Raw genomic sequence first — 24,199 nt, forward strand, 5'->3', positions numbered from 1 at the left:
GCCTGGGCGTTCCGCCCGGCCCGCGCCTCCCACCCGTACCGGACGCCGCGCGGCCACCGGCCGTTCCCGGACCGACTTAATTGTCCAGCGCGGCGAATGGGGCCTGCCAGACAACGTCCGGCCCAGAAAACTCGAGGTCAGACGGGGTCGCACCGGCCGGACAACGCGGCAGGACCGCACACCTCGTCCATCCATCGCGAACGAGGGGAACAAGCACATGCACACGAAGATGCGACTGGTGGGCGCCGCCGTAGCGGGGGCGGTTCTGCTTCCGGTCGGCGCGTCGTCGACGGCCTTCGGCCAGTCGGCGCCGGCGGGGACGACGGGGGCGACGGGGGCGACGGCCGCTCGCGGCTGTGTCTCGAAGCTGCCCGACAGCGCCAAGGCGCAGACGGACCGCGTGACCGCGCTCATCCAGAAGCTGGAAGGCCAGGGTCTCTCGCAGGACCGGATCGACGCGAAGCTGGCCGCGGACTACTGCCTGGAGCGGGTGGACGGGGGCGGTTCGGAGCTGAGCACGCTCGGCAGCCCGAGCGATGAGATCAAGCTCACCAAACCGGTCATCTACAAGACCAGTGGGGCGGACCGCTACATCGCCGCCGCAGGCTGGAAGTGGAAGAGGCTCCCCGGCAACGTCAAGGGATACGACGCGTTCGGCATCACCTTCAGCAAGAAGGTCACCCCCCTGGCCCACTCCCTCGTCTACCAGGGCAATGGGAACCTCTACGGCAAGAAGAAGATGACACAGGCGCAGGAGTCCGGCCCCTACGGATCGGGATTCCTCTTCAACGAGGGCCCGCGGAACATCTGGCGGGGGAAGATCGACATGCAGGGGTACCAGGGCCTCATGGGCATCTCCTTCAAGGCCAGCAAGAAGGGATGCTGGAACCTCCAGGCGTTCTCCAAGTACGGCCACTCCTGGAAGTCCACCAAGGCGACCGGCTTCAGCATCGGCAAGTGGAGCCTCGGCGTCACCTTCACGCACTACGACCACAACTGGCAGCAGGCCAGCCAGCCCAGCAAAGAGGTGACGGTGTGCCGCAAGCAGTAGTGGCGGCATAGTCGGCGGCGGTCGGCGCCCCTGAGCGGGGCGCCGACCGCCGGGAGGGAGCCCCCCTGAGCCGTAGGGCTCAGGGGGCCTCGGCGGCCATGGGCGGAGCGGCGGCCGGGTCCGCGGCGGCCGGCTTGCGGAGCAGCAGCAGCGCCGCGTCGTCGTGGAGCCGGCCGCCGACGTGTGCCAGCAGGTCGTCGTGGAGGGCGGCCAGGGTGCGGGACGGCTCGTCGCAGGCGTGCCGGACCACCCGCTCGGCGAGCGGGTAGAACGCCCGGCCGCAGTCGCGGGCCTCGGTGACCCCGTCGGTGTACAGCAGCAGCTGGTCGCCGTCGGCGAAGGGCAGCACCTGCAGGCTCGGGCGGCGTACGACGAGGGAGCGCAGGCCCAGCGGCGGGGCCGGGTGGGTAGGCTCGATCGCCGTGACAGCGGTCGAGCCGCTGACCAGCAACGGCGGGGCGTGGCCGCAGTTGACGATCTCCATCCGGCCCGGCTCCGGGTATCCGGCGACCACGGCGGTGACGAAGTCGTCGGGGCCGAGGTTACGGGTCAGGCTGCGCTCGATCCGCTCGACGACGTCCAGCAGGTCCGGCTCGTCGTACGCGGCCTCGCGGAAGACGCCCAGCACCAGCGCGGTGGTGCCGACCGCGGGCAGCCCTTTGCCGCGCACATCGCCGACGATCAGCCGCACACCGTACGGGGTGGGCACCAGCGCGTACAGGTCGCCGCCGATCCGGGCCTCCGCGGCGGCCGCGCTGTAGCGCACGGCCACCTGGAACGGGCCGACCGTCGCGGGCACCGGCCGCAGCAGCGCGTTCTGGGCGGTCTCGGCGACCGACCGGACGGCCGCCAGCACCCGCTCGCGGCGCCCGCGCAACAGGCTGGCCAGCGCGCTCGCCAGGGTGACGGCGCTCAGCGCGGCCAGCGTGACCGCCAGCTGGTGGAGCGGCTCACCGGTCTGGGTGCCGAGGACCGCGCCCAGCCCCGTGGCGAGGATGCCGATGCGCAGCACGCCCCACGGCCGGCAGGTGGCGGCCGCCAGCGCCGGGCCGACGGCGAGCAGCGGAAGCCAGCTCATCCCGGCGTCGCCGAGGAAGACGAGCAGCGCGACCAGGGAGGTGGTCACCGCGGTCACCACGACCGCGATATACGCCCCACAGCGGGACTGGTCCAGCGAGGCAGCCCAGGACGCGGGGTCCGGCCGCCGGGTGGGCTGCCGGTTCGTCCGATGGCCATGGTGATGGTCTCGGGCCTGGCTCATGTTCGGGTCTGAACTCTCTCCGCTCGTGGCAGACACGCACACCTGGATGTCCGTGATGCCCGTGATGTCCATGAGCTCTAGATAACAGGAGTCCGGGCGGCGACCACAAGGGTCCGGATTTCAAATAGTGAAGGCGGAGGCGGCGCCAGCCGGAGAATCCCGGCGCGCAACACATTTCAGCAGCCGGTGAATTTCAGGCGCTGAGCGAAAGACCCCTGGTCACGCGGGATCCCGCCGGAATCAGCCGGTCCCGGATCTCGTCGATACGCGAGGACGCGATACGCGAGGTCCCCCGGCGCACGGACGGGGCCACCCGCAGCGAAACCCCGAGGGAGCCGACCGTCTCCCGGCTGTAGACGGGCACCGCGAGACAGACCGTGCCGAGCGCGTACTCCTCAAGGTCGAGAACGGGCATACCGGCCGGGGCGGTCTCCAGCCGCCGAACCAGCTCCTCCCTGCGGGTGATCGTCCGGGGCGTGAGGTCGGCCAGCGGATGCCGGGCCAGATAGTCCTGGCGGGACTCGGCGTCCAGCTCGCGCAGTACGCATTTGCCCAGGGCCGTCGCGTGCCCCGCCTCCTCGAACCCCACCCAGAGGTCGACCCGCGGCGCCCGCGGGCTGTCGACGATATCGGCGACCCTGATCTCGCCGTCCTCGTAGAAGGTCAGATACGCGGCGACCACCAGGTCGTCGCGCAGTGCGGTGAGCGCGGGGCGCACCCGGGCCAGCGACGCCTGGCCGCGGCTTCCCGTGCACAGTGCGTCGACCTTGTCCCCGATGACGAACCCGCCGTCGTCGAGCTTGCGCGCGTACCCGTCGTGACACAGCGTGCGCAGCAGATGGTAGGTGGTGGCCAGGGGCAGCCCCACCTCGCGTGCGAGCTGCTTCGCCGGCGCGCCGCCCTCGTGCGCGCCGACGGCCTCCAGCAGGCGGAGGGCCCGCCGCACGGATGTGATGAGCGTAGGGGCCGCCTGGGCGCTCATATGTCCAGCTTGCGCCGGGTGCGCGGGGCAGGCAAGGCCGGCGGCGACCGCCCGGACCCTGATCAGCCCGACGCCCCGGGCCCTGGTCGCGCCCGCCCTCGGCCTTGATCGATTCACCGCCCGCAGCCGATCACTTCAACACCACGTTTGCCCAGCTCAACTACGGCTGCTTCACGCTTACTTCACACATCCGCGGGTTTGTTAAGTACCCCTTGTCGCACCTACTTGTGCGTGTCATTGTCCTTTCCATTCATCTCCCGTCGATCACTTCCGCTTCCCACCCCGCCCGGAGCTCAAGTGCCCGCCGAATCGAAGCCCGCCACCGAATCGAAGTCCGTCCCCGAACCGCCCGCCGAGCGTCCCGAGTCGGACGTCGGCCGACGGGTGCATGCGTTCCGGCGCCTGCGCCGGATGTCGCTGCGCGCCCTCGCGGAGCGCAGCGATGTCAGCGGGAGCTTCCTCAGCCAGCTCGAGCGCGGGCGCAGCAGCGCCTCCATCTCGACGCTGGCGCGTATCGCCTCCGCCCTCGGCATCACCATGGCCGAGCTGTTCGACACCTCGGCCATCGGCCCCACGCCCCTGCGCGCGCAGGACCGGCCGGTGCTCGACTGGGTCGGCGGCGGCCGCAAGACCTCGCTCACCCGAGAGCCGCTGTCCGGGTTCGGGGTGTACGAGGCCGAGTTCGCGCCGGGGGGCTCGACCGGGGACGAGCAGTACAGCCACCCCGGGTGGCATGAGGTCGTCGTGGTGCTGACCAACCAGGTGACCGTACTGCTCGACACCGAGCGCTTCGTACTCGGCGAGGGAGACAGCCTGGACTTCGACTCCAGGCAGCCGCACCGCATCGTCAACGAGACCGATGCTCTGTCCGTCGTCCACTGGGTGCTGGGCCCCACACAGCCCGGCGACAAGGAGTAGCCGATGTCCCCCCGATCCCCACACTCCGCAGCATTCCGTGCTGCCCGGACGCGACGGCCCGCGCTGGCCGGGACCGCCCTCGCGACCGTCGGTGTGCTGCTCACGGCCGGCTGCGCCCAGGGAGGACCCGGCAAGGACGCGGACTCGGCCGATCTCATCGGCCAGCCGGCGGGCACGGTCAAGAAGGACGCGCTCAAGGGCGTACGGATGACCTTTGTGTCGTACGGCGGGGGCATGCAGGACGGCCAGGAGGGGGCGTTCGTCAAACCGTTCGCCAAGGACTCGGGCGCCGATGTGCTCACCGACGGCCCCACCGACCCCGCCAAGATCAAGGCCCAGGTGAACTCGAAGAACGTGCTGTGGGACGTGGTCGACACCACGCCCTGGGACGCCGCGGCCAACTGCGAGACGCTGTACCAGAAGCTGGACTACAAGATCATCAACACCGGGCAGCTGCCGCGCCAGACGCCCGAGTCCCCCTGTATGGTCCCCTCGCTGATCTACGGATACGGGCTCTACTACAACGCCGACAAATACGGTGACAATCCGCCCACCACCTGGGAGGACTTCTTCGACACCGAGAAGTTCCCGGGCAAGCGGGCCGTCGACGGCCGCCCGACCCCCACCCCGGGCATCTTCGAGGCGGCCCTGCTGGCCGACGGCGTGGGCCCGAGCAAGCTGTATCCGCTGGACACCAAGCGGGCGCTGCGCAAATGGGACGACATCAAGTCCGACCTCACATACTGGAAGACCGGCGCCCAGCAGACCCAGATCGCGCAGTCCGGCCAGGCGGACATGATCATGGCCTGGAGCGGCCGTATCTACGAGGCCAACGCCAACGGCGCGAACTTCCGCCCGGTGTGGAACAACAGCTTCACCCTGTACGACGTGTTCGCCGTGCCCAAGGGCTCGAAGAACACCAAGGCCGCCATGGGCCTGATCAACTACGCGCTCGGCGAAGAGCAGCAGACCAGGCAGTCGGAGTACACCAGCTACGCCCCGGTCAACGTCAACTCCAAGCCCACGCTGTCCCCGCAGGCCCAGAAGCTCGACCCGACGCAGGAGAAGGTGCTCAACCAGTCCATCACCCCGGACTTCACCTACTGGGGCCAGAACCGCGACAAGCTGTCCACGGCCTGGACCGACTGGCTGAACCGATGACAGCGCCCTCCCCCGGGACCAGACCCGGCCGACCCGCCCGGCCCGCCGACCGGCGGGCCGGGCGGCAGGCCGACCGGGCCCGGGGCCGCTCCGCCACCGCGGTGGAGCGGGCCCCGGGCTCCCGGCACTGGCTGCTGATCGTGCCGACGGCACTGCTGGTGCTGGCCGGTTTCGGCTACCCGGTCGCCACGATCGTGGTGCGCAGCGTCACCCAGCCGGAGCCCGGGCTGCAGAACTTCTCCTGGCTGCTGCACGACGCCACCGCGCTCGAGGTGCTGGGCCGCACCCTGGTCGTCGCCGCCGTGGCCACGCTGATCACGCTCGTGCTCGGCTATCCGTACGCGTATCTGATGACGGTGTCCGGACCGGCGCTGCGCGGGCTGCTGATGCTGGCCGTGCTGATGCCGTTCTGGACCAGCCTGATGGTGCGCGTCTTCGCCTGGGTGATCATCCTGCAGGACCATGGGGTGCTCAACACCGTCCTGGACGCGCTGGGCCTGGGCAGGACGCAGTTGCTCGGAACCACCACGGGCGTGCTGATCGGCATGTGCCAGATCCTGATGCCGTTCATGGTGCTGCCGCTGTTCAACGCGATGCGCTCGATCGACCGGCGGTTGGTGCAGGCCGGGATGATCTGCGGCGCGCCGCCCTGGAAGGCGTTCTGGCGGGTCTTCGTCCCGCTGTCGCTGCCGGGGGTGTTCGCCGGGTCGCTGATGGTGTTCATCCTCTCGCTCGGCTTCTACATCACCCCCGCCGTACTCGGCTCGCCCCGCCAGGAGCTGCTGCCCAACGCGCTGTACACGCAGATCAGCGAGTTGCTGAACTGGGGCCGCGGCGGGGCGCTCGCGGTGGCGCTGCTGCTGACCGCCGGGGTGCTGCTCGCGGTGACGGCCTGGGTGTCCAAGCGGGTCACCGGTAAGTCGGCCCAGGTCACGGGAGGTCTGGAGCTGTGAGAGGTCTGGAGCTGTGAGCAGACGTATCCCCCTGAAAATCTTCGGCGCGCTGGTCGCGCTCTGGCTGGTCGCCCCGACGCTGGTGGTGATCCCGCTCAGCTTCACCGGGCAGCGCTCGCTGGCCTTTCCGCCCGAGCGCTGGTCCCTGCGGTGGTACGAGACCTTCTTCTCGGACAGCCGCTGGGTCGCCGATCTGCTGAACTCGCTGCAGATCGGCGCCCTCGTCGGGGTCCTGGCCACGGTGGCGGGCACGGCCGCGAGCTACGCCCTGACCCGCGGCCGGTTCCGGGGCCGCGGCGCGGTGGGCGCGCTGCTGATCGCCCCGATGCTGGTGCCCACGGTCGTCTTCGGTGTGGGCGTCTACGCCCTGTTCCTGCAGCTGCGGCTGGTGGGGACGTTCACCGGGTTCCTGATCGCGCACACCGTACTGGCCCTGCCGTTCGTGATCATCCCGGTGTCCTCGGTGCTGTCGCGGTTCGACACCACGCTGGAGCGCGCGGCGGCGATCTGCGGGGCGAGCCGGGGGCGCGCATTCTTCAGCGTCACCCTGCCGGTGATCGCGCCCGGTCTGCTGTCCGGGTTCATGTTCGCCTTTGTGACCTCCTTCGACGAGGTCGTGGTGTCCATGTTCATCTCCAGCCCCTATCTGGAGACCCTGCCGGTGCGGATGTACAGCAGCATCCAGCGCGACGTCGATCCCACCATCGCCGCCGCGGCCACCCTCATCATCTGCTTCACCAGCGCGCTGATCGCGATCGCGCTGCTCGCACAATCCCGGAGGCGACGTGTCAGCTGACCTCGAACACTTTGGGTCCGCCGACCTGAAGCGCAGCGGGGCCGCCATCGAACTGCGCGGCCTGACCAAGACGTACGGGTCGAGCCAGGCCGTACGCGGCGTCGATCTGACCATCGAGCCGGGCGAGTTCATGACGTTCCTGGGCCCCAGCGGCTCGGGCAAGACCACCACGCTCAACATGATCGCCGGGTTTGTCCCGCCGACCTCCGGCGACATCCTGGTCGACGACGAACCGCTCAACGCCGTGCCCCCGCACCGGCGCGAGATGGGCATGGTCTTCCAGGGGTACGCGCTGTTCCCCCATCTGAGCGTGTGGGACAACATCGAGTTCCCGCTGCGGCAGCGGAAGATACCCAAGGCCGAGCGGCGCGAGCTGGTGCGCACGGCGGTGCGCACCGTACAGCTCGAGGGGTTCGAGCGGCGCCGCCCCGCCCAGCTGTCCGGCGGCCAGCAGCAGCGCGTCGCCTTCGCCCGGGCCATCGTCTACCGGCCGCCGGTACTGCTGATGGACGAACCGCTGGGCGCGCTGGACAAGAAGCTCCGCGAGGCCCTGCAGGAGGAGATCCGCGAGATCCACCGCAAGGTCGGCACCACCTTCCTCTACGTCACCCACGACCAGGAGGAGGCGCTGACCCTCTCGGACCGGATCGCCGTCTACGACGACGGACGGATCGTGCAGGTCGGCACGGCCAAGGAGCTGTACGAGCGGCCGCAGTCGCTGTTCGTCGCCCAGTTCCTCGGCGAGTCCACACTGCTGCGCGGCGTCGTCCACCCCGACGACCGAGGGCGGCTGCACGCGGGCGCGTACGGCATCCCGCTCCCGGGCGGGCACACGGTGCGCGGCGACGCCGTGGTGGTGATCCGCCCCGAACGGCTGCGGCTGTCGGCCGAGCAGCCGGCCCCGGGCCGGGCCGGGGTGCCGGTCACCGTGCGCGACGAGACCTATCTGGGCCACTCCCGCAAGCTGACCGTCGAACTGCCCGGCGGGTCCACCGGGCTGGTCCGGGAGGGCCCCGGCACCGCCTCCGGGCTGCGCGTCGGCGACACCGGCTTCGCCACCTGGGACCCGGCCATGGCCGCGGTGGTCCCCGACAAGTGACTTTCTGTTAAGGACAATTGACGTGATCAACGGTCAGATCTCCTTCTGGATGCAGGACACGGCCGCCTCCGCACGCCCCGAGCGCCCCCCGCTGGACGGGGACACCACGGTCGATGTGTGCGTCGTCGGTGCCGGCTACACCGGTCTGTGGACCGCCTACTGGCTGCGCCAGGCGCTGCCCGACGCCTCGATCCTCGTCGTCGAGGCGCACCACGTCGGCTACGGCGCCTCCGGCCGCAACGGCGGCTGGCTCTCCGGCAAGATGATCGGGCTCTCCCGCCATATGGCCGAGGGTCCCGGGGGCCGGCAGGCGGTGCTCGAACTGCGGCGCGCGGCGGTCGACGCGTTCGACGAGATCCTGGGCATCATGGCCGATCACGCCGTGGACGTGGACGCCGTCCACGGCGGCTATCTCACCATCGGCCGCACCCCCTCAGAACTGGCCCGGCTCCGCGCGGCCGTCGCCGCCGAACGCGACTGGGGCATGACCGAGGACGACGTACGGCTGCTGTCCGCGGCCGAAACGGCGGACCGGATCAGCATCGACGGCGTACTCGGCGCCCTGTACAGCCCGCACAACGTGCGGCTGCACCCCGGAAAGCTGGTCACCGGCCTCGCCTCGGCCGCCGAGGCCGCCGGGGTCCGGATCGCCGAACGCACCCCGGCCCTGGACATCCGCCCAGGCCAGGTCCGCACCGCCCACGGCACCGTGACCGCCCGCCACATCCTCCGCGCGACCGAGGGCTACACCGCGCAACTGCCCGGCCGCCGCCGGGACATGCTGCCCATGAACAGCTCGATGGTCATCACCGAGCCGCTGTCCGAGGCCGACTGGAAGACCATCGGCTGGGCCGGGGGCGAGGCCCTTTCCGGCGCCCAACACACCTACTTCTACGCCCAGCGCACCGCCGACAACCGAATCGCCCTCGGCGGCCGGGGCCTCCCGTACCGCTTCGGCTCCCGCGTCGACCGCGACGGCCGCCTCGACCGCTGGACCATCGGCCAGCTGGCGGGCGTGCTGCGCGGCCTGTGGCCCGGTGTCCCCTTCGAGCTCGCCCACGCGTGGTGCGGCTCGCTGGGCGTACCGCGCGACTGGTCCCCCTCGGTGGTCTGGGACCGGGCCACCGGCCTCGGCCACGCCGGGGGCTACGTCGGGCAGGGCGTGACGGCCTCGTACCTGGCCGGCCGCACCCTCGCCGACCTCGTCGCCGGCAAGGACACCCGCTACACCCGCCTGCCGTGGTCGGGCCGCACCTCCCCGCGCTGGGAACCGGAGCCGCTGCGCTGGCTGGGCTCGTACGCGATGTACGGCCTGTACCGCGTCGCCGACCTCAGCGAGGGCAGCACCCGCCACGAGCGCACCTCGGCCTTCGCGCGGCTGGCGGACACGATCACCGGCCGGCACTGAGTCCTTCAGGGCTCGGTTCGCCGGAACGCGCTGTTCAGCGCCGGTCGGGCAGGCGGTAAGGGCGGGGCGTTAGTGGGACGTTAGCGGCTCGGCAGTGGTGCGGCAGTGGTGCGGCAGCCGAACGCCAGCGGGGGACGACAGGCTTGAGCCGTACCGAGAAAGACAGACCGGAAACGGCCAAGTCCCACCGGGGGGAACCCACCATGTCGATCACCGCCTTCACCGCCCGCCGCGCCCGCACCCTGCGCCTGGCCGCCGCCGGTCTGACCGCCGTCGCCGCCCTCACCCTCACCGCCTGCAACAACAACGAGGGCACAGGCACCGAGAGCGAAGGCAAGCCGGACAGCTCGGAGCAGGAGATCGGCCCCTGTGACATCAACAAGCTGACGATCGGCGTCAAGAGCGTCCAGCGGCCCGTCAACTACATGGTGCTCGAGGTCAACAACCACGCCGGCGTGGACTGCAACATGCCCGGCTACCCGATCCTGAAGTTCGGCGAAGACGCCCAGGCAGCCACCCCCGTATACGAGGACTCCAAGCCCCAGGCCGTCGTCACCCTCGCCCCCGGCAAGACCGCATACGCCGGAATCCGCACCTCCTCCGCCGACGGCTCGGGCCAGAACGGCTACAAGGCCACCTCCCTGGAAGTCTTCCTCCAAGGCTCCGACGACTCCAAGTCAGTCGAACTGCCCGGCGGCTCCGTCTACATCGACGACACCGCCCAGGTCACGTACTGGCAGAGCGACCTGGCCAACGCCCTCGACTAACCCACCCTCGGGCTCGGCCACAGACCCGGGAAGCCAACTCCCCCCCCGGCTTCCCGTCCCGATGGCCCCCGCCGCTGCCCTGCGGCGGGGGCCATCGCCGACATACCTCACAGCCGTCTATACGCCATGTTTATACACGCCGTGTATAGTCCGGTTTCGATCAAGACCATGACATCCGCCGACGCGTCAGAAAGGCATCCATGTACGCCAAGGCATTGGCTCCCGAGTACCAAGGAGCCCTCAGCTCCCTCTCGGTGAACTCCTCCCTGACCGACGTCCTCACCGAGGGCACCGACCGGCTGCGCGCCGCCGAACGGGCGGGCTCCCCGCGGGAGGCCGCGCGCTCGGGGCTCGCCGTGGCGGAGGCGCACCGCCGCCTGGGCCATGTCGAAGAGGCCGACCGCGCCTGGAAGGCGAGCTACCGCGCCGCCCGCGCGGCCGGTGACGTCGGCGCGATGGCGTGGGCGGTGTGGAGCGGCGGCACCCTCGCCCGGCAGCGGGGCTCGCTCGCCCTGGCCCGCCGGCTGCTCGCCCTCGCCGCCGAGCTGGGCAAGCGCGGCGACGACGTGGTGGCCCGGGGCTACTCGCTGGCCGGGCTCGCGGAGACCGGCCGCATCCAGGGCGACTACGAGGCGGTGCGCGCCCTCCACGAGCAGCTGCTCGCCGAGGCCCGCAAGCGCGGCGAGGCCCGGCACACCGTCTGGGCGTTGGAGGGCATCGCCCAGATCCACCGGAACACCGGCTCGTACGACACGGCCTTCGCGATGTTCGAGGAGGCCGCCGCCATCGCCGCGCAGGCCGACGACCAGCGCGGCCGGGCGTGGGCGCTGCGCGGCATGGCCGACATCGTGTCCCTGCGGGACAAGGACGTGGACCGGGCCCTGGCGCTGCTGTCCGAGGCGGAGCTCGTCTGCCGCGAGATGAAGCTGACCAGCGCGCTGGCCTACAACCTCAAGATGCGCGGCAACGTCCTCTTCCGCGCCGCCCATTACCCGTCGGCCCGGGAGTACTACGAGACGGCGCTGGCCGAATTCCGCGCCATGAGCGAGCCGCGCGGCACCGCGCTGTCCCGCCTGGGGCTGGCCAAGACGCTCGCCCGGCTGGGGCAGGACCCGGCGCTCACCGCCGCGGAACTGGACGACCTGCGGGGGGAGCTGGACCGCATCGGGCTGCGGCACGCCCGCGAGATGGTCGACGCGGCGTACGAGGAGCTGGGCATATCGCGGCCCGGCACGCGCAGCGCGTCCGTCGCGCCCATACCCGGCGCACGAGCGGCCCGAGAGGCGGTGGCCGCCCGATGACCGCGCCGCTCACCGCACCCGCGCCGCCGCACCCGCACCCGCTCCCGCACCCGCACCCGACCGCCACCACCCCACCCGTCCCCGCTTCCGCATCGCACACCCTCGCCCGCTGCCGAAGCCTCGTACTCCCCGCGCTGACCGCGGCCGTGGATCGGCTCCACCCGTATCCGGGCGAGATGGCCGCCTTCTCCTTCGGCTGGTGCGAGGTGGGCGGCACCCCGGCCGCCGGGCGGCCCGGCAGCGGCAAGGGCGTACGCCAGGCCCTGGCCGTGCTCGGCGCGGAGGCGGCGGGTGCGCCCGGGACGACCGCGGTCGCCGGGGCGGTCGCCGTCGAGCTGATCCACGCCTTCTCACTTCTGCACGACGACATCATGGACGGCGACGAGACCCGGCGCCGGCGCGCTTCCGTATGGAAGGCGTACGGCACCGGCCCCGCCGTTCTGGCCGGGGACGCGCTGTTCGCCCTCGCGGTGCAGACGCTCGCCGAGTCGCCCGGCCCGCACGGCGGCGCGGCGATCCGGCAGCTGTCGGGGGCGCTGGGCGACTTGGTGCGCGGCCAGGCGGAGGACCTGCTGTTCGAGTCCCGCCCCTGGACCGGCCCCGACGCGGTCCGCACCGCCGAATACCGTGCGATGGCCGAAGGCAAGACCGGGGCGCTGCTGGGCTGTGCCGCGGCCCTCGGCGCCCAGCTCGCGGGCGCTCCGGAGCCGGTCGTCGCCGCGCTGGACCGGGCCGGGCGCCACGTCGGGGTGGCCTTCCAGGCCGTGGACGATCTGCTCGGCATATGGGGCGATCCACGGGTCACGGGCAAGCCCGTACACGGCGATCTGCGCCGGAAGAAGAAGACGCTGCCCGTACTGGCGGCCCTGGCCGCGGACGGCCCGGCCACCCGCGAACTCGCCGCGCTTCTCACCGACAATCCGGACGCCGATGCCCCGGACTCCTCTCCGGACGACGCGACCGTCCACCGCGCCGCCGAACTCGTCGAGGAAGCGGGCGGGCGCGCCGCCACCCTCGCCGAGGCCCACCACCACCTGGACGCCGCCCGCGCCCAACTGGCCGCCGTCCCGCTGGCCCCGACCGCGGCCGCCGAACTCCTGGCCCTGCTGCCGTTCCTCGTCGACCGCGCGCTGTGACCACCCCTTTGGCCCGCCGTGCGCGCGGCGCCGGGCCGCCTCACCCATGCTGGCCAGGGAGCAGGCCGCTGAGCTGGTGAGGAAGGACGGGGCCCGATGAGGCTTGTCGTCGATCTCAACCGATGCCAGGGGTACGCCCAGTGCGTCTTTCTGGCGCCGGACGTGTTCTCCCTGAACGGGGAGGAGGCACTGCGCTACACCCCTTACGTCGACGACGCGCGCCGTGAGCAGGTGGCCGCCGCGATGGCCGCCTGCCCGGTCCAGGCGATCCTGATGGACGACGTGGTCGACGACATGATGGACGACCCGCTCCCGGCGGCCTTCGATGTCCACCACTGACGAACGCGGCGCGAGCCGCGCCCACCGCCCCGACGACAGCCTGGCGCGGCTGCGGCGCGAGGGGCGGATCGTGATCGTCGGCGCCTCCCTGGCCGGTCTGCGGGGAGCGGAGACCCTGCGCGAGGAGGGCTTCGCCGGTTCGCTCACGATCATCGGCGACGAGCCCGACCGGCCGTACGACCGCCCGCCGCTGTCCAAGCAGGTGCTGGTGGGCGGCGCGGCCGCGGACCGCACGACGTTGCCCAGGCGCCGGGCGATCCGGGCCCACTGGCGGCTGCGGACCGCCGCGACCGGGCTGGACCTGACGGCCCGCCGGGTGCGCCTGGACGACGGCGACGAGGTGCCGTACGACCGGCTGCTGATCACCACCGGCGCCCGCTCCCGCCCCTGGCCGCAACCCGCGGAGGCCGAACTCGACGGCGTCTTCGTGCTGCGTACCAACCGGGACGCGGAGCGGCTGGGGCGGCGGCTGATGGCCGGGCCCCGGCGGGTACTGGTCATCGGCGCGGGCTTCACCGGTTCGGAGATCGCGTCCGCCTGCCGGGAACTGGGGCTGCCCGTCACCGTCGTCGAACGCGGCCCGACACCGCTGGTGGGCGCCCTGGGCGGGGTGGTCGGCCAGGTCGCGGCGGAGCTGCAGCGGGAGCACGGCGTCGATCTGCGCTGCTCGGTCATGGTCACCGCGCTGGAGGGCGACGCGGCCGGGCGGCTGCGGCGCGCCCATCTGTCCGACGGCACCGCCCTCGACGTGGACCTGGCCGTGGTCGCGCTCGGCGCCGTCCGCAACACCGAGTGGCTGGACGGGTCGGGGCTCGGCGCCGGGCCCCGGGGCGTCGCATGCGACGCGGGGTGCCGGGCGTTCGACGTCCGGGGGCTGGTCACCGACGATGTGTTCGTGGCCGGGGACGTCGCCCGGTCCCCGCATCCGCTCTTCGGCTATCAGTTCCTGTCCCTCGACCACTGGGGCAACGCCGTCGCGCAGGCCGAGGTCGCGGCGCACAACATGATCAGCCCCGGCCCGGACCGCCGCCCCCACCTGTGGGTCCCCGCGTTCTGGTCCTCGCAGTTCGGGGTGAACATCAAGTCGATCGGGGTGCCCTCGATGGGCGAGGAAATCCTCATCGCCCAGGGCTCGCTGGCCGAGCACAGCTTCGCCGGCGTCTACGGCTGCCAGGGCCGCGTCGTCGCCGCCGTCACCTTCGACCAGACCAAGTGGCTGGACTTCTACCAGCAGCAGATCGAGACGGCCGCGCCCTTCCCGCCGCCCTTCCGCTCCGTGGACCGCCGGCCCGACGGGCTGCACCCGGTCCCCGCCGAATTCCCCGACCCCTCCCTGCCGTCCCACGGGCCGACCGTGACCCTCTGCGGCTACTCGCCGACCGAACGGCGGATCGTCTTCACCCCCGCCCGGGCCTAGCCGGCCCGCCACCCGGAAGGACCCTCCGTCATGACCTACGGCACGTATCTGCGGAAGATCACCGACCCCGCCAACCGCGCCGACCCCTACCCCCTCTACGCCGAGCTGCGGAAGACGCCCGTGCTGCGGGACGAGGGCGGCCCGTACCTCGTCAGCACGTACTGGGAGATCCACGGCCTGCTGCACGACCCGCGGCTCAGCTCCGACCCCCGTAACCTCGACCCGGACGCCGCCGCCGCGCTCGCCGTGACCGAGGAGGCGGACGACCCGACCCTGCCGCCGAGCTTTCTGCGGCTCGACCCGCCCGAGCACGACCGGCTGCGCCGGATCGCGACATACCCCTTCGGGCCGCCGCACACCCCGCGGCGGATCCATGACATGCGCGGCGAGCTCGCCCGGATCGTCACCGACCTCATCGACGACTTCGAGGGGCGGGACCGGGTCGACCTGGTCGACGACTTCGCGTACCCCTTCCCGGTGACCGTGATCTGCCGGCTGCTGGGGGTGCCCCGCGCCGACGAACCGCTCTTCCACGCCTGGGCCGACACCATGCTCACCAGCCTCGACCCCGCCGCCGCGGAGGCGGACGTCGCCCAGCGGCGCCGGGCCGTCCGGCAGGCCCGTGTCGAACTGGGCATGTACCTGTCCGAGCTGATCGAGGACCGCCGCCGCGCACCGGCTGAGGACATGCTCTCCTCGCTCATCCACGGGGACGGCCCGGACGGCCGGATGAGCCACGCCGAACTGGTCAGCACCGCCGTACTGCTGCTGATCGCCGGGCACGAGACGACCGTCAACCTGATCGCCAACGGAATGCTGACCCTGCTGCGCCACCAGGACGTCCTCAAGCGGCTGCACGACGACTCACGCCTGGCCGTCCCGCTGGTGGAGGAGGTGCTGCGCTACGAGCCCCCCGTCCAACTGCTGCCGCACCGCACCCCGCTCACCGACATCGACATCGCGGGCGTCACCATCCCCAAGGGCGCGGCCATCTGGCTGGTCCTGGCCTCCGGCAACCGCGACCCGAAGCGCTTCCCCGACCCCGACCGATTCGACCCGGACCGCAAGGACAACCAGCACCTGGGCTTCGGCAGCGGCATCCACATCTGCTACGGCGCACCGCTGGCCCGGCTGGAAGGCCAGATCGCGCTGGCCGAACTCGCCCGCCGACTGGAGAACCCCCGACTGCTGGAGGACCCGCCCCCGTACCGCCACAACGCGGTGCTGCGCGGTCCGCGACACCTGCCCGTCGGTTTCGACGGCGTACGCCCGGCCCGGGAGCCGTGAAGGCGCCGCTTGCGGATGCGGATGCGGATGCCGATGCGGATCAGCCGCGGCGCCGTCTGAAACGGTCCGCCGCCTCGGCGAGGTCCACGATCGGGTCGGGGTACGCGAGGGCGGCGCGGTCCGGCCCGGGCAGCTGCCAGGGGCGGTGCACGGCCGGGCCCTGGACGGCGGCGAGTTCGGGCACCCAGCGGCGTACGTACTCGCCTTCGGGGTCATGGCGCAGCGCCTGGATGAGCGGGTTGAGGATCCTGCCCGGGCGGGTGTCGGTGCCGGTGCCGGCCGCCCACTGCCAGTTGAGCTGGTTGTTCGCGATATCGCCGTCCACCAGCAGCGCGAGGAAATGCCGCGCTCCGGTGCGCCAGTCGATGTACAGGGTCTTCGCCAGGAAGCTCGCCGCCAACAGCCGCGCCCGGCCCGGCATCCAGCCCTCCCGCGTCAGCTGGCGCATCGCCGCGTCCACGACCGGACAGCCGGTCAGCCCCGCGCACCAGGCCGCGACCTCATCCGCGTCCTGGCGCCAGCGGTCGTGCCGCGGACGGTAGTCGCGGTGGGCGGCGTCCGGGCGCGCGGCCAGGACCTGGAGGTGGAAGTCCCGCCAGGCCAGCTGACGTACGAACGCCTCGGCGCCCGGACCGCCCGCGTCCAGCGCCCGGCGCGCCACCTCCACCGGCGACAGACAGCCGAAGTGCAGATAGGGGGAGAGCCGGGACGTGGCGTCCCCGGCGAGGTCGTCCTGCCGCTCGGCGTAGTCCGCCAGCGGCCCCGCCGCCCACCGCCGCAGCCTGCGACGGGCCGCCGTCTCGCCCCCGGCGGGCAGATCGAGGGAGGCCGCGCCCGGTGCCAGGGACGCCGCGGTGGGCAGGGCGGCGGAGCGGATCGAGGGCACGCGGACCACGCGCGGCGCGGGGAGCGGTGCGCGCCAGGGCTCGCTGCGCCATCGGCGGTAGTACGGCGTGAACACCGCGAAGTGGTCCTTGCGCTGGGATCCGCCCGAGGTGCTGTGGCTCTTGCCCGAGGGGACAAGCACACCGGGCGCGACCACCGTCACCGCACCCTCGTGCACCCGCAACTCTCGCCGCTCGCGCGCCAGCGCCACCCGCAGCCGCGCCTCGCGCCGCGCCGCGTAACCGCTCGCCCCGCCCGCCATGTGCACCGCCCCGGCCCCGACGCGCGCCGCCACCCGGCAGGTCTCCTGGACCACGTCACCGCGCCGGACCACCAGCCGTCCGCCGCGTGCCCGCAGCGCCGCGTCGAGGTCGGCGAGGCAGTCGGCGAGAAAGACGGCCCTATTGGGCACGACGAAATCCGCGTCGCGTATCCCGGAATCGACGACGAACAGCGGCACCACGCTCTCCGCCTCCCGCAGCGCGCCATCCAGCGCCGGATTGTCGTGCACCCGCAGATCCGCGGTGAACAGAGCGACGCTCACCCGCACCGGCACTCACCACCCCGCTCAACCGGCCGCTCAGCCGGGCACGGCGGCGTGCGCCTCGGCCCGGGCGGCGACGTTCCGGGCCATGCCGTCGAAGACCAGACCGCCGCAGGCCGCGCCGCCCCAGCCGCAGAGCCGGCCGGTCAGCCCGTGCGGTTCGAAGACGGCGTGCTGCCGGTACACCGCGCCGCCCGCCCCGTCCTCGCCCACCGAGATCTCCAGCCAGGCCGGTCCGGGCAGCGGCAGCTCGGACCGCAGCCGCAGCCGCTGCCTCGGCTCCACCTCCTCCACCCGCCAGAAGCGCAGCCGGTCCCCGGTCCGCAGCGGGGCGGTCTCCCGGCGGCCCAAGTGCAGGCCCACCCCGCCGACCACCGTGTCCAGCCAGCCGCGCAACGCCCAGGCGGGCGGCAGGGACTGCCAGCGCTCTCCGCGCGCGATCCCCTCCACCGCCTGCCAAAGCTCCTCCGGCGCCGCGTCCACCACCCGCTCGCGGTGGTCGACGCGGCGGCTGCCGCCCGCCCAGGGCGGGTCCGTCGGCAGCGGATCGCTCGGCTCGGGCGGCGCGGTATGCGACCGCAGCGCCAGCCGTAGCGCCTGGTCCAGGGGGAGTGGGCCGTCCGGGGAACCGTTCAAGGCACCGTCCGAAGGCATCGGCACATGGCGGGCGATGTCCCCCTCCCTGCAGACCACTTCATACCGCAGCGACTCCACCAGCGGGCGGGCGAGGGCGCCCGGTACGGGCGTGACCAGGCCGACCCACAGGCTGGAGAGGCGTGGGGTGAGCACCGGCACGGGGATCACCAGCCGCCGCGGCAGCCGGGCGACGGCCGCGTACCGCCGCATCATGTCGCGGTACGTGACCACGTCCGGCCCGCCGATGTCGAAGCCGCGGTTCACCTCGTACGGCAGCCCGGCGCAGCCCACCAGCAGCCGGAGCACATCGCGGACGGCGATCGGCTGGGTCCGGGTGCGCACCCAGCGCGGGGTGACCATCACCGGGAGCCGTTCGGTCAGATGGCGCAGCATCTCGAACGAAGCCGAACCCGAGCCGATGATCACACCGGCCCGCAGTACGGCGGTGGGCACCCCCGACGCCAGCAGCATGCGTCCCACCTCGGCCCGCGAGCGCAGATGGGGCGACAGATCGCGCTCGGGCACCCCGGACGGGGTCAGCCCGCCGAGGTAGACGATCCGCCGGACCCCGGCGGCGCGCGCCTGCTCCCCGAAGTTCCGGGCCGCCCGGCGGTCGGTCTCCTCGAAGCCGCGGCCGGTCCCGAGCGAGTGCACCAGGTAGTACGCGACGTCCACGCCCTCCATCGCCGCCCGCACGGACCGCGCGTCCAGGACGTCCCCGCGCACCTGCCCCACCCGCTCCGCCCAGGGCTGCCGGCGCAGCTTGTCGGGCGAGCGGACCAGACAGCGCACCGTATGCCCGGCCGCCAGCAGTTCGGGCACCAGCCTGCTGCCGATGTAGCCGCTCGCTCCGGTGACCAGACAGCACGGCGGCGGGGACGACGGGGATGACTGGGACGACGGGCCGAGGTTGCGGTGATCTGCCATGCCGGACTCCGTGACTGCAAGACTCCGTGACCGGTGACCGCGCGGCTGCGCGGCCCTATGGCCTCCCCCATGGCGACGCCATGGCCTCCCCCAAGCCATGCTCCGGGCCTCCGCCGGGCGGCGCAACCGCCGGGTGCGTGGAGTGGCCGCCCGCCGAAGGGCGTCGGAGGATGAGAGCAAGCGATGTTTGGAGGGCACGGTGTTCGAGGCCGACGACATCCGAAAATGGCGCGACCATGACGTGGTGGACAGTTCCAGCCGCAAGATCGGCACGCTGGAGTCGATCTATGTGGACACCGCCACCGATGAACCCGCCTTCGCAACGATCACGGTCGGCATGCCGACCCGGCGGCGGCTGGTGTTCGTACCGCTCGACGGCGCGAAGGTGGGCCCGGACTATCTCAAGGTCACGTATCCCAAGAACCTGGTGCGGGACGCCCCGTCCATCGGAACCGACGACGTGCTGCCCGCCACCGAGGAAGAGGCGGTCTTCAAGCACTACGAGCTGAGCTATCAGCCGGGCGCCGGCGGCGAGCGGCGACTGGCCCGCCCCTGACCACTCTGAGCCGGAGAAAGTGAGATGGCGCTGTTCCTGCTGCTGCTCCTGGTGGCGATCGCGCTCGGGATCACCGGGGCGGTCGTCAGCGGGCTGCTCTACCTGCTGATCATCGGCGTGGTCGTCTTCCTCGCCGACATGGTCTTCCTCGGCACGCAACTGCGCCACGGCGGCAGGCGCCCGGTCCGCTGACGCTTCTCGCCTGGCCGACCCCGGGCAGGACAAAACCTGCGAGGTGGGCTCCCTTCGCCGGCATTGTCCGGATCAGGTTTTGGAGGTCGCCTTCCGGTCTCCCCGACCTTCCGGCCTCTCAGCCCGACCATCTAGGACGCGCCCTCTCCAGAGAACCTCTCCGTTCCGAAGAACCGAAGTCCTTCTTCCTGGAGTCCCGACGTTCTCTTTCCTGAACGTGTCTCCGGTCGAGCTCCCTCGCTCGCCCCGCAGGCTGTTATTTACGTTACTCCCGCACCTTCTGCGCGACTAGTCCGGGTCAAACATTTTTTCCGAATTTGCCGACTTTTTCGCTTCTGCCCCCTCGGGGCAGCCCCGGGAACGGCCCGGCGCGAGCGCGGAGCGGACGACAGCCACCCGGCACTCCCGCGCCTTGGCTGCGCCGGGTGCCGCTTGCCCGGTAGGCTTTCCGTGTGATCTTCAAGCGCATCGGAAACGGTCGGCCGTACCCCGACCACGGCCGGGAAAGCACCCGCCAGTGGGCGGATGTCGCCCCACGCCCGGTACGCCTTGACCAACTGGTCACCACGAAGCAGCAGCTCGACCTCGAGACGCTGCTCGCGGAGGACTCGACGTTCTATGGGGACCTCTTCGCCCATGTCGTGAAATGGCAGGGCGATCTGTATCTCGAGGACGGGCTGCACCGCGCCGTGCGCGCCGCGCTTCAGCAGCGCCAGGTGCTGCACGCGCGCGTCCTGGAACTCGGCTGACCGGCCGACGACCACACGACGCCGTCCACTCGCCGCACACCTGCCCGACGGGCTCGTTGGCCCTTTCGGGTTGGGCTATGTGGCAACCATTGATCATTTAGTAGGCATCGTCACCAAGCCGCACTACGCTGCGGCTATGAGCATGCTCACCCCTCCCGGCATGGGCGGAAAGTACCGCATCACGGGCAACCGTTACCCGCGTATGCGCCGACCCCGAGGCCGCCGTCGGCTCGTATTCGCCGCGATGGGTACGGTCGTCGCCCTCGGCCTGGTCGGCTGGGGAACGCTCCAGCTCATCGACGTGTTCTCGGGCGGCGACGACGACAAGACGGTGCGCACGGCGCGGGGCACGGCGGACTGCAAACGCGAGCCCGCCAAGGGCCAGGGCCAAAACAAGGCCGACAAGGCCGCGCGTACGGCACAGCGGGCCCCCAAGTCGCTGCCCAAGCCCGCCGAGATCACCGTCAACGTCTACAACGCCACCCCGCGTACCGGGCTGGCCAAGGACACCGCCGACGAGCTGCGGAAACGTGGCTTCAAGATCGGCAAGGTGGGCAACGCGCCCGCCGCGTACGACAAGAAGGTCAAGGCCCCCGGCATACTGCTCGGCGCCCCGGCGGCCACTGACGGGCCCTTCGACGTACTCGCCACACAGCTCGCGGGCACCCAGACCAAGAACGACGCGCGCTCGGGCAAGGACGTCGACCTGATCATCGGGACCGCCTTCAAGGACCTGGTCAAGGAGAAGGACGCCGTCAAGGCGATGGCCGCCCTGGCCACGCCGAAGCCGTCGTCCTCCGCCCCGACCTGCTGACGCCCCGGCCCGCCACCCAGCAAACTCAGGGGCGGGCCACGCCACTCAGGCCGCTTGGGCCGCTCAGCCGGCCGTCCCGTACATCCGGTCCCCGGCGTCACCGAGCCCGGGGACGATGTACCCGCTCTCGTTCAGCCGCTCGTCGACCGACGCGGTGACCACCGTGACGGGCGCGCCCGCCAGCTCGCGCTCCATGGTCTCCACGCCCTCGGGCGCGGCCAGCAGACACAGGGCGGTGACATCGTCGGCGCCACGGGATATCAGCTCCCGGATCGCCGCGACGAGCGTCCCGCCGGTCGCCAGCATCGGGTCCAGCACATACACCTGACGGCCGGAGAGGTCCTCGGGCATCCGCGTCGCATACGTCGACGCCTGCAGCGTCTCCTCGTCGCGGATCATGCCCAGGAAGCCGACCTCGGCGGTCGGCAGCAGCCGCACCATGCCGTCCAGCATCCCCAGGCCGGCCCGCAGGATCGGCACCACCATGGGGCGCGGATAGGACAGCCGCACCCCGGTCGTCGCCGTCACCGGGGTCTCGATGTCGACCTGGTCGGTGCGCACGTCCCGGGTCGCCTCGTACGCGAGCAGGGTGACCAGTTCATCGGCGAGCCGCCGGAAGGTGGGGGAATCGGTGCGCTTGTCGCGCAGCGTGGTGAGTTTGTGCGCCACCAGCGGGTGGTCGACGACATGGATCCGCATGGCATCGACAGTAACCGAGCGCCCCGACACCCACACCGCCCGGCCGCGCTTGCGGCCCCTCCCAGCGGTATGGCGGCCAACCCGGATGCACCAAGTACCACATCTGCGAACCTTCCGCTGGTGAGGCCCGTAACGGTCCCCGTACCGGTCCGTTTCGGTCCGCGTGAGTTACATCTCTTTGGACTGGTGCACGACGCAGCGCGGAAGACCTCTCGCGAAGCGAAGGTTTCTGTCACGATGCCGATTGGGGTGGGGCACCGTCCCGCCCGCCCCAGCACGCCTATGACCAGTGGGAGAGTCACGGTGTACTTCGCCGCATTGCTCGCGCGCACCGCAGAAGGGTGGGAAGCGAGCGACACAGAGCTCGATGACGTGGAGACCCTGACAGATCTGATCGAACTGGCCCGTGAGGCCTCAGACGACGACACGGTGCTGGCCTTCGTCGAGCACGAAGACGCGTGGTTCGGCGTCGTCCGTGTGGACGGCGAGGAGGACCCGCACATCTATGTATCGGACGCCGCCGCGGCCGCCCGCACCTCATACGGCCAGATGCTCACCGACGAACTGCTCGGCCGGGGCGCCGACGAGGACCTGGACAGCCTCGTCGACCTGGACGGCACCGAGGACGGTGAGCCCGACGCGAACGACGACGAGGACGCCGACCCGGACGCGCCGGTCCCGGCGGGCCCCCTCGGCGACGCCGACATCCTCGCCGACCTCGGCATGGACGAGAAGGAGCTGAAGGCCCTGGACGGGGACGCGCTCGAATCCATCGCCGACATGCTGGGCTGCAGCATGGAGGGGCTGGAGGCGGTGCGCTGATCGCTGCGTCGCCCACACTGGTGCCATGACCGATCCGCTGTCCGGCCTCCTCTCCGGTCCCGCCCCCGACCCTCTCCGCGACCCCTGGCGCGCACCAATGCGCCTCGCGCTGGAGGAGGCGGCGCGGGCGCCGGAGACGGGCGACGTGCCGGTCGGCGCCGTCGTGCTGGGCCCGGACGGCTCCCCCCTCGGTCACGGCCGCAACGAGCGCGAGGCCCACGGCGACCCCACAGCCCACGCCGAGGTCCTCGCGCTCCGCGACGCCGCCGGCCGCCTCGGCAGCTGGCGCCTGACCGGCTGCACCCTCGTGGTCACCCTCGAGCCCTGCACCATGTGCGCGGGCGCGATCGTCCTGTCCCGCGTGGACCGCGTGGTCTACGGAGCCACCGACGACAAGGCCGGCGCCGTCGGCTCCCTCTGGGACGTCGTCCGCGACCGCCGCCTCAACCACCGCCCCGAGGTCGTCCCCGGCGTCCTCGCAGACCAGTGCGCCGCTCTCCTCACCGCCTTCTTCCGCGCCCCCCGCCCCTAACCGATTTCGGAGCACGGCCAACCGTCCGCTAAGCTCTCTCTCGGTAGCGTGTCCGAGCGGCCTAAGGAGCACGCCTCGAAAGCGTGTGAGGGGGCAACTCCTCCGTGGGTTCAAATCCCACCGCTACCGCTCTGAAGTACAAAGACAAGGGCCCCGACCTGATCAGGTCGGGGCCTTTGTCGCGCTCCGGCACTGCCCCTACACTGTGGGTCACCGTGACATCACGCTTCTGGGGGGACTGATGTTCCGACGTACGTTGCCGGCACCCGCGATGCCTGAAGAGGGGGCGGCCCTGGCCAGCCCCCCACGAACGCGCCGACTGTGCGCCTGGGCGTTGGATTTCGCCGCTGTGGTGGCAGTGGCCGTACTGCTCGGCTGGTTCACCTTCCATCGGATCAGCGCCGAAGTGAGCGATGTGACGAGCCTTGCCGAGACAAGCGCTTGGGAGGTCATCACCTCGAACGGCGACTTGGCGGGGGCGGGTCAGGACGTCGGGGAGTCGCTGTGGCGACATGCGGTGACGGCCGTCCAGCAGGCCTTCGGTGCGCTCGCCCTGTTCACCTTCGCCTACCACTTCCTCGCGCTGGCCGTGCTGGGCCGGACCCCGGGGCAGGCGCTGACGGCCCTGAGCGTCGTGCGGCGCCGTGGCGGCGGGCGGCCCGGGCGGGGCCGGGCCGGGGTGCGCGCCGCGGTGACCACCCTGGTCGATGTCGGCTGGTATGCGCTGGCCTGCTGCCTGCTGGCCGGGGGCGCGGTCGGGCTCTCGGTGCTGTGCTGGATCGTCGCCGTAGCCTTCTTCGCGCTCAACGCGGCGCTGGCGCTCATCGGCTCCCGGAGGTCGCTGGCCGACCGGCTGGGCGGCGTCACCGTCACCAGCACATGGCGCGTACGCGCCGCGCTCGCCCGGATCGGCGGCGCGGTGCGGCGGAGCGGCCGGACGGAGTATTAGCGGGGCAGCGCGGCGGCG

25 protein-coding genes and 1 tRNA gene are annotated in these 24,199 nt (G+C 71.8%); 21 read left to right on the forward strand and 5 right to left on the reverse strand.

What is annotated here, in order from left to right:
* The first annotated feature begins 217 nt into the window (after window positions 1-217).
* Window positions 218-1,051, forward strand: a complete 834-nt coding sequence (locus CCN51_RS29255) for a hypothetical protein (protein ID WP_014177784.1) — start codon at window positions 218-220, stop codon at window positions 1,049-1,051.
* A gap of 79 nt (window positions 1,052-1,130) precedes the next feature.
* On the opposite strand, the gene CCN51_RS29260 is transcribed toward CCN51_RS29255, so the two are convergent.
* Window positions 1,131-2,312, reverse strand: a complete 1,182-nt coding sequence (locus CCN51_RS29260) for a PP2C family protein-serine/threonine phosphatase (RefSeq protein WP_014177785.1) — start codon at window positions 2,310-2,312, stop codon at window positions 1,131-1,133.
* 193 nt (window positions 2,313-2,505) lie between these two features.
* Window positions 2,506-3,294, reverse strand: coding sequence for an IclR family transcriptional regulator (locus tag CCN51_RS29265; protein ID WP_014177786.1), 789 nt, complete (start codon window positions 3,292-3,294; stop codon window positions 2,506-2,508).
* A 297-nt stretch (window positions 3,295-3,591) separates the two neighbouring features.
* Here CCN51_RS29265 and CCN51_RS29270 point away from each other — a divergent pair, with 297 nt between their 5' ends.
* The 12 genes from CCN51_RS29270 to CCN51_RS29325 all read left to right on the forward strand — a co-directional run bounded on the left by CCN51_RS29270 (window position 3,592) and on the right by CCN51_RS29325 (window position 15,876).
* Window positions 3,592-4,212: a helix-turn-helix domain-containing protein gene (locus tag CCN51_RS29270; RefSeq protein WP_014177787.1), complete on the forward strand. Its 621-nt coding sequence runs from the start codon at window positions 3,592-3,594 to the stop codon at window positions 4,210-4,212.
* Window positions 4,213-4,215: 3 nt separating this feature from the next.
* On the forward strand, window positions 4,216-5,373 hold the full coding sequence (locus CCN51_RS29275) for an ABC transporter substrate-binding protein (protein WP_014177788.1): 1,158 nt from the start codon (window positions 4,216-4,218) through the stop codon (window positions 5,371-5,373).
* On the forward strand, window positions 5,370-6,326 hold the full coding sequence (locus CCN51_RS29280) for an ABC transporter permease (RefSeq protein ID WP_014177789.1): 957 nt from the start codon (window positions 5,370-5,372) through the stop codon (window positions 6,324-6,326). Before CCN51_RS29275 ends, CCN51_RS29280 begins: the two co-directional genes overlap by 4 nt.
* A gap of 13 nt (window positions 6,327-6,339) precedes the next feature.
* Window positions 6,340-7,122 carry an ABC transporter permease gene (locus CCN51_RS29285; protein WP_014177790.1) on the forward strand — a complete coding sequence of 261 codons (783 nt, stop codon included), beginning with the start codon at window positions 6,340-6,342 and terminating at the stop codon, window positions 7,120-7,122.
* Entirely contained in the window at window positions 7,112-8,221 is a 1,110-nt protein-coding gene (locus CCN51_RS29290; RefSeq protein ID WP_014177791.1) for an ABC transporter ATP-binding protein, read from the forward strand. Before CCN51_RS29285 ends, CCN51_RS29290 begins: the two co-directional genes overlap by 11 nt.
* Before the next feature lie 22 nt (window positions 8,222-8,243).
* Window positions 8,244-9,629 carry an NAD(P)/FAD-dependent oxidoreductase gene (locus CCN51_RS29295; protein WP_014177792.1) on the forward strand — a complete coding sequence of 462 codons (1,386 nt, stop codon included), beginning with the start codon at window positions 8,244-8,246 and terminating at the stop codon, window positions 9,627-9,629.
* 203 nt (window positions 9,630-9,832) lie between these two features.
* Window positions 9,833-10,396, forward strand: coding sequence for a DUF4232 domain-containing protein (locus CCN51_RS29300; RefSeq protein ID WP_086860271.1), 564 nt, complete (start codon window positions 9,833-9,835; stop codon window positions 10,394-10,396).
* Between the two features lie 200 nt (window positions 10,397-10,596).
* Complete coding sequence (locus CCN51_RS29305) at window positions 10,597-11,697, forward strand: tetratricopeptide repeat protein (RefSeq protein WP_014177794.1); 1,101 nt, start codon at window positions 10,597-10,599, stop codon at window positions 11,695-11,697.
* The gene (locus tag CCN51_RS29310) at window positions 11,694-12,833 is read left to right on the forward strand and encodes a polyprenyl synthetase family protein (protein ID WP_014177795.1); all 1,140 of its coding nucleotides are present in this window, start codon (window positions 11,694-11,696) and stop codon (window positions 12,831-12,833) included. The genes CCN51_RS29305 and CCN51_RS29310 overlap by 4 nt, the downstream gene beginning before the upstream one ends.
* 96 nt (window positions 12,834-12,929) lie before the next feature.
* On the forward strand, window positions 12,930-13,172 hold the full coding sequence (locus tag CCN51_RS29315; RefSeq protein WP_014177796.1) for a ferredoxin: 243 nt from the start codon (window positions 12,930-12,932) through the stop codon (window positions 13,170-13,172).
* The gene (locus tag CCN51_RS29320; RefSeq protein ID WP_014177797.1) at window positions 13,159-14,589 is read left to right on the forward strand and encodes an NAD(P)/FAD-dependent oxidoreductase; all 1,431 of its coding nucleotides are present in this window, start codon (window positions 13,159-13,161) and stop codon (window positions 14,587-14,589) included. The genes CCN51_RS29315 and CCN51_RS29320 overlap by 14 nt, the downstream gene beginning before the upstream one ends.
* Before the next feature lie 30 nt (window positions 14,590-14,619).
* Complete coding sequence (locus CCN51_RS29325; protein ID WP_014177798.1) at window positions 14,620-15,876, forward strand: cytochrome P450; 1,257 nt, start codon at window positions 14,620-14,622, stop codon at window positions 15,874-15,876.
* A 40-nt stretch (window positions 15,877-15,916) separates the two neighbouring features.
* Here the strand turns inward: CCN51_RS29325 and CCN51_RS29330 are convergent, their stop codons facing one another.
* Both CCN51_RS29330 and CCN51_RS29335 read right to left on the reverse strand, forming a co-directional pair.
* On the reverse strand, window positions 15,917-17,311 hold the full coding sequence (locus CCN51_RS29330; protein ID WP_043490771.1) for a cryptochrome/photolyase family protein: 1,395 nt from the start codon (window positions 17,309-17,311) through the stop codon (window positions 15,917-15,919).
* Between the two features lie 30 nt (window positions 17,312-17,341).
* The gene (locus tag CCN51_RS29335; protein WP_014177800.1) at window positions 17,342-18,868 is read right to left on the reverse strand and encodes an SDR family oxidoreductase; all 1,527 of its coding nucleotides are present in this window, start codon (window positions 18,866-18,868) and stop codon (window positions 17,342-17,344) included.
* A 199-nt stretch (window positions 18,869-19,067) separates the two neighbouring features.
* Here CCN51_RS29335 and CCN51_RS29340 point away from each other — a divergent pair, with 199 nt between their 5' ends.
* From CCN51_RS29340 to CCN51_RS29350, 4 genes are all read left to right on the forward strand, one after another.
* Window positions 19,068-19,424, forward strand: a complete 357-nt coding sequence (locus tag CCN51_RS29340; protein WP_043490772.1) for a PRC-barrel domain-containing protein — start codon at window positions 19,068-19,070, stop codon at window positions 19,422-19,424.
* A gap of 24 nt (window positions 19,425-19,448) precedes the next feature.
* Window positions 19,449-19,616, forward strand: coding sequence for a hypothetical protein (locus CCN51_RS56010; RefSeq protein WP_014177802.1), 168 nt, complete (start codon window positions 19,449-19,451; stop codon window positions 19,614-19,616).
* A gap of 452 nt (window positions 19,617-20,068) precedes the next feature.
* Entirely contained in the window at window positions 20,069-20,365 is a 297-nt protein-coding gene (locus CCN51_RS29345) for a type II toxin-antitoxin system VapB family antitoxin (RefSeq protein ID WP_003986294.1), read from the forward strand.
* Window positions 20,366-20,501: 136 nt separating this feature from the next.
* Window positions 20,502-21,179 carry a LytR C-terminal domain-containing protein gene (locus CCN51_RS29350; protein ID WP_043487198.1) on the forward strand — a complete coding sequence of 226 codons (678 nt, stop codon included), beginning with the start codon at window positions 20,502-20,504 and terminating at the stop codon, window positions 21,177-21,179.
* 63 nt (window positions 21,180-21,242) lie between these two features.
* On the opposite strand, the gene upp is transcribed toward CCN51_RS29350, so the two are convergent.
* Window positions 21,243-21,878, reverse strand: coding sequence for a uracil phosphoribosyltransferase (gene upp / locus CCN51_RS29355; RefSeq protein ID WP_014177804.1), 636 nt, complete (start codon window positions 21,876-21,878; stop codon window positions 21,243-21,245).
* A 282-nt stretch (window positions 21,879-22,160) separates the two neighbouring features.
* Between upp and CCN51_RS29360 the strand changes: the two genes are divergently transcribed.
* The 4 genes from CCN51_RS29360 (at window position 22,161) to CCN51_RS29375 (ending at window position 24,181) form a co-directional block, all read left to right on the forward strand.
* The gene (locus CCN51_RS29360; protein ID WP_106436390.1) at window positions 22,161-22,700 is read left to right on the forward strand and encodes a tRNA adenosine deaminase-associated protein; all 540 of its coding nucleotides are present in this window, start codon (window positions 22,161-22,163) and stop codon (window positions 22,698-22,700) included.
* 25 nt (window positions 22,701-22,725) lie between these two features.
* The gene (gene tadA / locus CCN51_RS29365; protein WP_043487201.1) at window positions 22,726-23,232 is read left to right on the forward strand and encodes a tRNA adenosine(34) deaminase TadA; all 507 of its coding nucleotides are present in this window, start codon (window positions 22,726-22,728) and stop codon (window positions 23,230-23,232) included.
* Window positions 23,233-23,274: 42 nt separating this feature from the next.
* A tRNA-Ser gene (locus CCN51_RS29370) sits at window positions 23,275-23,361 on the forward strand.
* 142 nt (window positions 23,362-23,503) lie between these two features.
* Window positions 23,504-24,181, forward strand: a complete 678-nt coding sequence (locus CCN51_RS29375; protein ID WP_078610543.1) for an RDD family protein — start codon at window positions 23,504-23,506, stop codon at window positions 24,179-24,181.
* Window positions 24,182-24,199 lie beyond the last annotated feature (18 nt).

Source organism: Streptomyces milbemycinicus (assembly GCF_002154605.1).
In the GTDB taxonomy this organism is placed as follows: domain Bacteria; phylum Actinomycetota; class Actinomycetes; order Streptomycetales; family Streptomycetaceae; genus Streptomyces; species Streptomyces milbemycinicus.

What these genes read in the sequence shown, in the direction of transcription:
- CCN51_RS29255 (WP_014177784.1), top strand. Translation starts at nt 218, where the DNA reads ATGCACACGAAGATGCGACTGGTGGGCGCCGCCGTAGCGGGGGCGGTT.
- CCN51_RS29260 (WP_014177785.1), bottom strand. Translation starts at nt 2,312, where the DNA reads ATGAGCCAGGCCCGAGACCATCACCATGGCCATCGGACGAACCGGCAG.
- CCN51_RS29265 (WP_014177786.1), bottom strand. Translation starts at nt 3,294, where the DNA reads ATGAGCGCCCAGGCGGCCCCTACGCTCATCACATCCGTGCGGCGGGCC.
- CCN51_RS29275 (WP_014177788.1), top strand. Translation starts at nt 4,216, where the DNA reads ATGTCCCCCCGATCCCCACACTCCGCAGCATTCCGTGCTGCCCGGACG.
- CCN51_RS29280 (WP_014177789.1), top strand. Translation starts at nt 5,370, where the DNA reads ATGACAGCGCCCTCCCCCGGGACCAGACCCGGCCGACCCGCCCGGCCC.
- CCN51_RS29300 (WP_086860271.1), top strand. Translation starts at nt 9,833, where the DNA reads ATGTCGATCACCGCCTTCACCGCCCGCCGCGCCCGCACCCTGCGCCTG.
- CCN51_RS29305 (WP_014177794.1), top strand. Translation starts at nt 10,597, where the DNA reads ATGTACGCCAAGGCATTGGCTCCCGAGTACCAAGGAGCCCTCAGCTCC.
- CCN51_RS29310 (WP_014177795.1), top strand. Translation starts at nt 11,694, where the DNA reads ATGACCGCGCCGCTCACCGCACCCGCGCCGCCGCACCCGCACCCGCTC.
- CCN51_RS29315 (WP_014177796.1), top strand. Translation starts at nt 12,930, where the DNA reads ATGAGGCTTGTCGTCGATCTCAACCGATGCCAGGGGTACGCCCAGTGC.
- CCN51_RS29320 (WP_014177797.1), top strand. Translation starts at nt 13,159, where the DNA reads ATGTCCACCACTGACGAACGCGGCGCGAGCCGCGCCCACCGCCCCGAC.
- CCN51_RS29325 (WP_014177798.1), top strand. Translation starts at nt 14,620, where the DNA reads ATGACCTACGGCACGTATCTGCGGAAGATCACCGACCCCGCCAACCGC.
- CCN51_RS29335 (WP_014177800.1), bottom strand. Translation starts at nt 18,868, where the DNA reads ATGGCAGATCACCGCAACCTCGGCCCGTCGTCCCAGTCATCCCCGTCG.
- CCN51_RS56010 (WP_014177802.1), top strand. Translation starts at nt 19,449, where the DNA reads ATGGCGCTGTTCCTGCTGCTGCTCCTGGTGGCGATCGCGCTCGGGATC.
- CCN51_RS29350 (WP_043487198.1), top strand. Translation starts at nt 20,502, where the DNA reads ATGAGCATGCTCACCCCTCCCGGCATGGGCGGAAAGTACCGCATCACG.
- upp (WP_014177804.1), bottom strand. Translation starts at nt 21,878, where the DNA reads ATGCGGATCCATGTCGTCGACCACCCGCTGGTGGCGCACAAACTCACC.
- CCN51_RS29360 (WP_106436390.1), top strand. Translation starts at nt 22,161, where the DNA reads ATGACCAGTGGGAGAGTCACGGTGTACTTCGCCGCATTGCTCGCGCGC.
- tadA (WP_043487201.1), top strand. Translation starts at nt 22,726, where the DNA reads ATGACCGATCCGCTGTCCGGCCTCCTCTCCGGTCCCGCCCCCGACCCT.
- CCN51_RS29375 (WP_078610543.1), top strand. Translation starts at nt 23,504, where the DNA reads ATGCCTGAAGAGGGGGCGGCCCTGGCCAGCCCCCCACGAACGCGCCGA.